Origin of the sequence: Klebsiella sp. 10982, assembly GCF_048589245.1 — a bacterium.
Classification (GTDB): domain Bacteria; phylum Pseudomonadota; class Gammaproteobacteria; order Enterobacterales; family Enterobacteriaceae; genus Klebsiella; species Klebsiella quasivariicola.
Genome location: NZ_JBMAXV010000011.1, coordinates 103,408 through 112,184 on the forward strand (window position 1 = coordinate 103,408; position 8,777 = coordinate 112,184).

Consider the following 8,777-nt stretch of genomic DNA (forward strand, 5'->3'; position numbering starts at 1 on the left):
GTGAACATCGGCTAATAGCCATGCGAACGGCCCTGCCAGTCAGCCACTCTCGCTGGCAGGAGCGCTTATGTCAGTCTGTTACGGCTTCAGGCTTTGGAAAGCTGAACAGCAAGTCACGGTAGTATTCGTACTGTTGCTGGCGAAGCTCGATTTCACGCGGTAAGCCTTCAGTGATAGAGCTGGTCAGAGTATCGAAATTATCCAGGATGGTGACGATACGATTTTGCTCTTCCCGTGATGGCACGGGTATTAGTATTTTCGCCAAATTATCAGCATTAACACGTCTCACTTTGGTTCCAGTGATGTACTGTCTTTTTTGGTTTTGAAAATGTTCTGTTTGAAAAAAATAAGAAACGTACTTAGGGTTGAGTTTGTGCTTATAAATACAAGCATCACTACTCACCGCGATATCGTCATCTCCCATCCATGCTACCGCTTTACACACATCATCATCATTTTCACTGGTGGTTGCGATAACTAAATTACCCGACTGAGCCTTACGACACCTCTTGGCTAGTGACTCAGATACAAATGTTTTTGTTTTGTCTGTATATGTTCCATAGTGCGTAAAAATCTGCCCATAGTGTATGCAACCGACGCCGGATTCAGTGAAATCTTTCTTCTGTAAACTTCCTCCTCGAATAAATTCACCTATATCTTTTTGCCCCATTGGAAGATGCTCAACCTCCCCCTCCTCAAAACTCAGCAACTGGTCACGATAGTAGTTGTACTGTTTTTTACGTGCGGTAAGCTCAGCGGTAAGCTCAGCGGTAAGGGTGGTAAATTTATCCAGAATCCTGACGATTTCTGACTGGATTGCCAGCGATTTTTCAGGGTTGTTGGGGCAAGGGATGGGGATGACTATATTATCTATCGATGATTTTGATAGTCGAGGAATACTAGCCCTGCGTACTTGTGATAAAATTTTGGTTCTTTGCGTTAGCAAAAAGTGATACAAAAACTTGTTATTTAATTTCCCTGATGAAGCAACATAATAGACATCATCCGCAGCCCAAATAGGATTAATGCTATAACCCACCTCACCGGCAGCCCCTGCACAAATAACAAAAACCATCTCAGGATTCGTGTTGCATTCGTGATAATACCCCAAAGGGGTCATGCTATTCTGGTATACAGCATACTTCCCCTCTAACGCAAGCTGACTCCTGACTAATCTTTTCCCACGTTTTAATTCTATTATCTCGTCAAGAGGTAACCATTCAACCTCAGCCCCATCCAGCAGTTTTTCCAGATAACTCAGCTCGCTCATGCCTGTACCTCGCTACCTTCAATCTCAGCAACAATCGCATCAATATCAGTACGAAGCTGGTCTATTCTGGTGACGGTCTTTTTCAGCTCAGCATTCAGTTCGGCTATGTTGACGATTTCGCGGGTATCTTTGGCTTCCACGTAGCTACTGACAGACAGGTTGTAATCATTAGCTGCAATGGCTTCAGCAGTAACAGATTTAGCCAGATAGTCTGCATCGGCTTTACTGTCGAACACCGCCATAATCTGTTCTATATGGGCATCGGTAAGAACGTTGTTGTTGGTCTCTTTCTTAAACAGACTGCTGGCATCGATAAACTGTACTTTGGTGTCGGCCTTATGCTTTGACAGCACCAGAATATTAACCGCAATGGTGGTGCCGAAGAACAGGTTTGGCGCTAATGAAATCACGGTTTCAACGTAGTTATTGTCTACCAGATACTGACGAATTTTCTGCTCTGCACCACCTCGATAGAAAATACCGGGGAAGCAGACGATAGCGGCGCGACCTCTGGGCGACAGGTAGTTAAGCGCATGGAGAACAAAAGCAAAGTCAGCTTTGGATTTCGGAGCCAGTACCCCAGCAGGTGCAAAACGGTCATCGTTAATCAGCGTAGGGTCATCGCTGCCAATCCATTTTACGGAGTAAGGCGGGTTAGACACAATCGCATCAAACGGCTTTTCGTCTTTAAACTCAGGGGCCAGTAATGTGTTCCCTAAGCGGATATCAAACTTGTCGTAGTTGATGTTGTGCAGGAACATATTCATACGCGCAAGGTTAAAGGTCGTATGGTTAATCTCCTGCCCGAAAAAGCCGTCTTCGATGATGTGGTTATCAAAGTGCTTCTTTGCCTGAAGCAGTAATGAACCTGAACCAGCTGCCGGGTCGTAGATTTTATTGACGTGGGTCTGTCCGTGCATCGCCAGCTGAGCAATCAGCTTAGAAACATGCTGAGGGGTAAAGAACTCACCACCTGATTTACCGGCATTAGCCGCATAGTTGGAAATCAGGAACTCGTAAGCATCCCCGAACAGGTCAATCTGATGCTTGTCAAAGTTACCGAGCTTTAACCCTTCCACGCCTTTCAGAACGGCGGCCAGACGCGTGTTTTTGTCTTTAACCGTATTACCCAGTCGGTTACTGGTGGTATCAAAGTCAGCAAACAGCCCTTTAATGTCGGGTTCAGACGGATAACCATAAGCTGAACTCTCAATCGCCACAAAGATACTGTTCAGGTCAGCGTTCAGGCGGTCATTGGTGTTGGCTTTCGCTGCCACGTTACTGAACAACTGACTGGGGTAGATAAAGTAACCCTTGGTTCTGACAGCATCATCCTTCGAGTAATCCGGTATGACGCTATCATCCATCTTTTCGTAGTTAACGCTTTCATCGCCAGCGTTCATATAACTGGCAAAGTTTTCACTGATAAAACGATAGAACAGCGCCCCTAACACGTATTGCTTAAAATCCCATCCATCCACGGAGCCTCGGACATCATTGGCAATCGCCCATATCTGGCGGTGTAACTCGGCACGTTGTTGCAAACTGGTCATTTTCATTCCTGTTAAGACAGACTGACAGTTCATCATGACAAAAAATACAAAAAAAATCAGAGATATCAGTGGTCAGTCTGCGGCTGGTTGAGTTTTGGAAATTATACGATATTCGCTGCCCGATAACAGGTTTAGTCGGTTTCGTCGCATGAATTTTAATTAAGGAGAGACCTCTGTGTGACAGTCAACAGTCCATCACTCATCTTTTCCTTTTGTACAATGTATGTGCAATTGTAGGTGAGTGCCTCTGGTTTTTGCTGGAGGTGATCAAGTGATTTGGGAACAATGCCCAAGTGAAATGCGAAAGGGGGTCCAGATCAAGTACGATTACGCACCACTTCAACGAAACCGGCGCCACCGGCCACCAGCTGGCGGTAAAAGTTAATCAGATCCGGGTTGACGTCATTCAGTAGATTGCGATCAAACCCGGCATTCAGGAAAACGGAACCGCCGCCGACAAATGGTTCGATGAGTCGCCGGCCCTCTGGGAAGTGTTGGTTGATGAACCCCATCACGGTTCGCTTCCCGCCTGGCCACTTCAGCGGTGGGTTGATAGTTTTACTGGTCATCCTTTCTCCTGATACAAAAAAGGAGCCTTTCGGCTCCTTTGGTTTTTGCGCGAACAAAAGTTTCTATCGTGTCTATCTCGGTACAATGGAGTTGCTATGGGTCGAGTCACAGCCGAAAGAACAATCGCAATCAGTCTTTCGGCTATGGCCTCCGAAGAGGCCAAGTCGACATTAGTTCTTGCCGGCGTTCACAACCACACCTGCGCGACCAGCATCAGCTTTAGCGATTTCCAGACGAGTTTCACGCTCTGCGGTGATCTGGCCACGCAGTTCGGAAACCTGCGCTTCCAGGTCAGAGATGCGTTGGTTTTTAGCAACCGCCTGAGCCTTAAACTCTGCCAGTTCAACTTTGTGCTGGGATGCCAGTTCACGGTTCTCTGCGCCAAATTTAGCAGCAGCTGCCTGATAACCAGCTTCACGCGCTTCGGACACCGCGAAATCGTTGTCGGTTTTAGCCGCAACCAGGTCAGAGTTCAGAGAATCCAGATCAGAGAAGGTGATGACGGCATAGCCACGCGCTTTCATCAGGTCGGCCAGAACTTTGTCTTCGTTTTCGATTACACGCAGACGCAGCTGGGCTTTAGCTTCACGCTCGGTAGAGGCGATCTGGTTTTCGATATCAGCCAGCTGACCTTGTTTAAACTCAATCTCTTCGGCCAGAATAACGTTTGAATCAGCCATAGAAGCCAGTTCAGCAAGCACCTTCTGGCTATCAGCAACGACTTTGACCAGAGCTTTGGTGGAACGTTCAGCTACGGTAATGACCTTCTTGACTTCAGACATGTGTATTCTCTTTTAAATTATGAAGTTGATCTATGGTTAGCGACGCTACTCTTCTGGCCGTACAGCCTGAATTTCACGTCACTTGCACTTTACGTTAGTGCCAGACGAGGCTTGTGGCTCGGATCTAATGGCTGTTTACGCGGTTGATGGCCGCACCATTTAGACCTCGACACTAAGTGATGTATGGAATCACATCATCTTAGATAAGTTACCCAAGCAGGACTCGAACCTGCATCATCGGATTCAGCATCCTCTCGACTTACCGTTTTGTCGCATTGGGCATCCAATCTGAAGGACTCTCGAAAAAGCCCTTTAGGTTGGCGCAAACAAGCGGAATCGAACCACTCTCTGCCGGATAAGACGTCTTCCTCGGCCGCAGTCAACCAGACTGCTTTGTTTGCTCCAGAGAAGGCTTTCTCAAACCTTCTTTGCACTGCGCCGCGCTCGTTTAACCCAATTTAAATGAGACATAATGAAATGTAATGCGACGCAGTGTTTTGGATGGTCAGCAGGTTGCTTTAAATCCGGGGGGTTAAAAAGAATTAACCAACCACCCAAAACACTAAGACGCTGGAGAGTGACGCGGGAATCGAACCCACAATCCTCTGCCTCAAATATGCTATTTGCATTTCACACACCAGGCATCGGAATAAACCTTTAAGTCACCAGACTTCGCTCGCCGACGCTATGCACAGCTAATCGACAAACTAAAAGGCCATCACCCAAAACACTTCTTCAAGGTTCCGATTTATTAATCACATCTCGGTACCCACAATGCGCCGAATTTGTTAATGAGGAATCGGAAGACCTCACTGACTTATAGGCTGTTAAGCCGCCATCAGAACTACATCATCGTTTGCATTTATCTTTGTGGTCAGTTTCTAAAACTCCGCAAAAATCGCATCACTCCGAAAACAAAACAATCTTATACATTACGGATATGTATGTAAACACTTATATATCTAAACCGCTATTTTTTTTTGATTGTCACGACATAGCCGCCTGTGACGATCTCATAAGCGGTCTCTTTCCTGAGCTCGCCCCAGCGCAGAATCACCAGGCTAATAAGCCTGGATGCACCATTCTGAACGGTTTTCTTATCTGCCAGGCACTTTGCAGAGAACAGATTGAACAGCCACCCAACGAGACTGGCCGTCGTGTAAAACAAGCTGACGACTACCGCCGCATACAAAACAATATCCATCATTTCAAACACTCTCTTTTGATTCCATTAAAGCCAAAATCAGCTCTCTGCCGACGTCGGACAGCTTGTAGCGTATCTCTCCGTTCGACTCCTTCATATCAACCAAACGGACGCGCTCTAAACGCGCCCTTGTCTTTGGTCGCCAGTTTTCCAGGAAGTAACCACACTTATCAATTTCGAACAGTGTGGCCAGCTCCCGCTTCGTTAGCTGAATCACTACTCCCCGCTCTGGGCTTTTACAACATGTGTCACATCCACGAGCCGATAAATCCGGCCCCTGAACCCCATGAACCCGGCCTCAACGTTGTCTTTCTTTACCGATATGAGCATCATGCTGCCCAGAAAGAAACCCAGAAGAAAGGCCAACAAGCCAACTCCAGCCAAACCGTCCATCATTCTTTGTCACCAATACGATCTTCGGTGTCGCGCAGACAGGATGGCCATTTAAGGCGCGGATGGCGTAAACTGCCGTCTGGCGTCTCTTCGTGGGCATTAACCTTCACGATACGGCCAAGATACTTGTCCTGATTGTTCCAGATATCATCCAGGTACATATGCTTGATGCCGGACGCTTCAACTTCCACGCCATTCTCCAGACGGATAGTAACAGAGCCGAGAGTGTTGGCGAATGCTGAGTCTGGCTTGCCTGGCTTGAACCCGACAATTTCACCATCGGCCTCAATCTCATCCTTCATCTTCCACCAGCTTTTGGTGCGCTTAAATTCATAAACGGAGAACGGGTCTTTCGCCATGTACCCCTCTTCGTTGGCGTCCAGCGCCGCCATAAACAGATCGATAAACTCTTTATGGCTATGCACCAGCTGGAAGGGATGTAGTCGCACGTCGCCTTTGTATTGGTTGTCCGGTCGACGTTTCCAGTTAGTCCAGCTGCACAAATCGATATGGCGATCTTTCAGGACGCGGCCGGTCTTTTTGTACTCCTTCGTTTTGGCAATGGCTTTCCATTCAGGCAAGAAGTAATCGAAGACGTGGAACACCGCTCCAATAGCTGATACGCCTTTTTTACGCAGCGCTGAGATGGAATCGTTGAACGAACCGGCCGTCGCTTCACCATCAAAGAAGATGTGCTTATGCGGCGTCATACGCGCCAAATCTAATACTGCTGGCTTCAGATGGTCGAGAGACGTTACCGGGTTGCCGGTGCGGGACAGGAAGTTAACCTCTTCCTCGTCAACGATGACTTCGGCAATGACGCGCATCCCGTCCAGCTTGAGGCTGGCAATCATCGGGAATTTGGCTTTCGGGTTTTCCTTAAACGGATACTTGTCGCCTTTTTCTTTGTACGACGTAGCTAACTGAACCTCGAACACCGGAATCGGGTTGTCGAAGATTTTATTGCACAGGCTAATGCCGATGCCGGCCTTTGGGTCTTTAATCAGGAAGCGACGGAAGACGTCTTGACCTTCCGCCGTCATGTCAGATATCGCCTGTTCTACCGTTGCGACAGCGGCGCCACCGGAAATTCGACGGTCGGCCAGCGAGCACAGGATCTGGACAGCATCTTCATCGCAGATTTTATTCTCCAGCGCCGGCTCTGCCACGTTGTACTTCTTCACGCCGAAACGAATGAACGGATTAAGCATCATGGACACCATGCTCTGCTCGAACGCATCCAGCTCAGCCAGGGCGACTTTTTTGGCATTGGTCCCCATCGCTTTAATGGCGTCCAGTTTGTCACGTAATGCGATCAGCTTTTCCATTAGGCAGTGGCCTCCAGTGTGGTTGATGTGATGATCGGGTTGTCTTGAGATTCCAGAATGTCGCAACCGTCTTGAGGCTGCGGAGCGGATGGGAAGTTGTCTAAACCCTCCACACGTTCGAATCTGTCGAGGAAGTCATTAGACTGGAGGTAAGACACGACGCCGGCAGTACGATCGATATATGCGACAATCTTGTTTGTGCGGCTCTCAGGCGTCGTTGCGTCGTCGGCGACACAGATCATCTCGACACGGTCGTTAGTCTCTTTGTTGGCCCAGTGGAGATGGAAAGACAGGCTGCGACGGAAGTCGGCCGCCACGCTCTCGTCGGTCGAGTCAATCCAGAAGAAGTTCTTCCCGTCTTCCTTCGTAACATTCACACAAATACCGAACTCCGACATCGCCAGCACCTGGCAGTCAAACCACCCGGCACCGAGATACTGCGCGGATATTTGGCATAGCTCGCCTACAACTGGCGTATATGACAGTTTCATGTGTACTCTCTCTTATTATGTAAACAGCTTATTTACTGGACAATTCGGCCGCGACGAGCTCCGCGTAAATATCTACGATTGGAGCCGCTGGCTTAGCGGCCGGCACTGATTCGGTTTTGGCGATACGAGATGCGAACGTCGGAGACGATTTTTTCCGCGCGGCGAAGATGCTTGATCTGGCGCGTTCCTCTTCAACGAGACGGATTTCTTCAGCGCTATCGACGAAGTAAATCGGAACCCCCGACTTAATTTCCTCGACCATCATTCCAACGGCTTTGCATTTGCGCTCAGCGATCGCCTTGCGACAACCATCAAATCCCTTAAGTTTTCCGGCCTGAAACGTAATGACAGTGTGTTGACATACCGTGTAGCTACACCCCATATCTTTGCCGTTCGCAGACGGCGCAGAGCACTTCAGGTAATAGCTGTTGTTGGAAATTGAAGGAAGTTTGCTGATATTTATCTTGCTCATGCTCGTTGCACCTATGTATGCACTTACTTATACATATATCATAAACGAAGTGCAACGGCATGGCAGTGAATTGTTGAGGTTAGAACATGCCCCAGAGGTGGCTAAAGCCTTGTGGCTTGTCGGACGACAGCCTTGATTCATCTAATGCGGTTGAGGCAATAAGCTCTTCGACGCGGCCAGCGAGATTGGATCGCGTCTGCACGAGAAGAGTTTCTATATGTGTTGCCTTGCGAACGAACTCCCGGCCATACTCGCCCAACATGCCACCAACAAATCGACTGGCTGAAGAGATGATATTCATTGCGTCCGGCTCAAAGTCAGAGAAGGCGTTATCCAGTGCGGTGTGAATGTGCTGGTTGATGCTCGCCGCGATCGCCCCCTTGTCCTCCGTCCCAATACGAGACAGTAAATCTTTGGGTCTTTCGATGATGACGCTAGGCATCTCACTGTCTACAGTTAAGCCTCTCAATTTTTCATCGATCGGTCTGAAATGATCAATCGACTCGTTAAACATGGAGGCGGTGTCGGAATACTCGTCACGAGTAAAGACCAGCGACGTATTTGATTTTGGCAAATACTGACCTCTGTTTCGTCTTTCCATCAACACAATCAGGAATGAACATTTGGACGCCTCGGCCGTCATAGGGAAGTCGTCGGAGAGCGCAACAAGGTAGTGAGGCCCAAACCGCGCCATGCTCACTGCTGCGATGCATC

8 protein-coding genes, 2 tRNA genes and 1 pseudogene are annotated in these 8,777 nt (G+C 48.3%); all 11 read right to left on the reverse strand.

Going from position 1 to position 8,777, the window contains the following annotated elements; genetic code table 11:
* Positions 1–70: 70 nt before the first annotated feature.
* The gene (locus ACKLKD_RS11795; protein ID WP_049140168.1) at positions 71–1,270 is read right to left on the reverse strand and encodes a restriction endonuclease subunit S; all 1,200 of its coding nucleotides are present in this window, start codon (positions 1,268–1,270) and stop codon (positions 71–73) included.
* On the reverse strand, positions 1,267–2,823 hold the full coding sequence (locus ACKLKD_RS11800; protein WP_049140163.1) for a type I restriction-modification system subunit M: 1,557 nt from the start codon (positions 2,821–2,823) through the stop codon (positions 1,267–1,269). The genes ACKLKD_RS11795 and ACKLKD_RS11800 overlap by 4 nt, the downstream gene beginning before the upstream one ends.
* 365 nt (positions 2,824–3,188) lie before the next feature.
* Positions 3,189–3,362: pseudogene (locus ACKLKD_RS11805) on the reverse strand (DNA adenine methylase); the annotation flags it as partial.
* A gap of 201 nt (positions 3,363–3,563) precedes the next feature.
* Entirely contained in the window at positions 3,564–4,175 is a 612-nt protein-coding gene (locus ACKLKD_RS11810) for a hypothetical protein (protein WP_049140159.1), read from the reverse strand.
* Between the two features lie 208 nt (positions 4,176–4,383).
* A tRNA-Gln gene (locus ACKLKD_RS11815) sits at positions 4,384–4,457 on the reverse strand.
* A gap of 36 nt (positions 4,458–4,493) precedes the next feature.
* Positions 4,494–4,576: transfer RNA gene (locus tag ACKLKD_RS11820), tRNA-Arg, on the reverse strand.
* A 569-nt stretch (positions 4,577–5,145) separates the two neighbouring features.
* Entirely contained in the window at positions 5,146–5,382 is a 237-nt protein-coding gene (locus ACKLKD_RS11825; protein ID WP_064186127.1) for a hypothetical protein, read from the reverse strand.
* A 389-nt stretch (positions 5,383–5,771) separates the two neighbouring features.
* Positions 5,772–7,100 carry a DNA ligase gene (locus tag ACKLKD_RS11830; RefSeq protein ID WP_087804756.1) on the reverse strand — a complete coding sequence of 443 codons (1,329 nt, stop codon included), beginning with the start codon at positions 7,098–7,100 and terminating at the stop codon, positions 5,772–5,774.
* Positions 7,100–7,591: a hypothetical protein gene (locus tag ACKLKD_RS11835; RefSeq protein ID WP_087804755.1), complete on the reverse strand. Its 492-nt coding sequence runs from the start codon at positions 7,589–7,591 to the stop codon at positions 7,100–7,102. Before ACKLKD_RS11835 ends, ACKLKD_RS11830 begins: the two co-directional genes overlap by 1 nt.
* Before the next feature lie 28 nt (positions 7,592–7,619).
* A complete protein-coding gene (locus tag ACKLKD_RS11840; protein ID WP_114269649.1) occupies positions 7,620–8,063 on the reverse strand; it encodes a hypothetical protein in 444 nt (147 codons plus the stop codon).
* A gap of 79 nt (positions 8,064–8,142) precedes the next feature.
* Positions 8,143–8,777 (reverse strand): hypothetical protein (locus ACKLKD_RS11845; protein WP_420061973.1); only part of this gene is annotated, 635 nt, incomplete at its 5' end.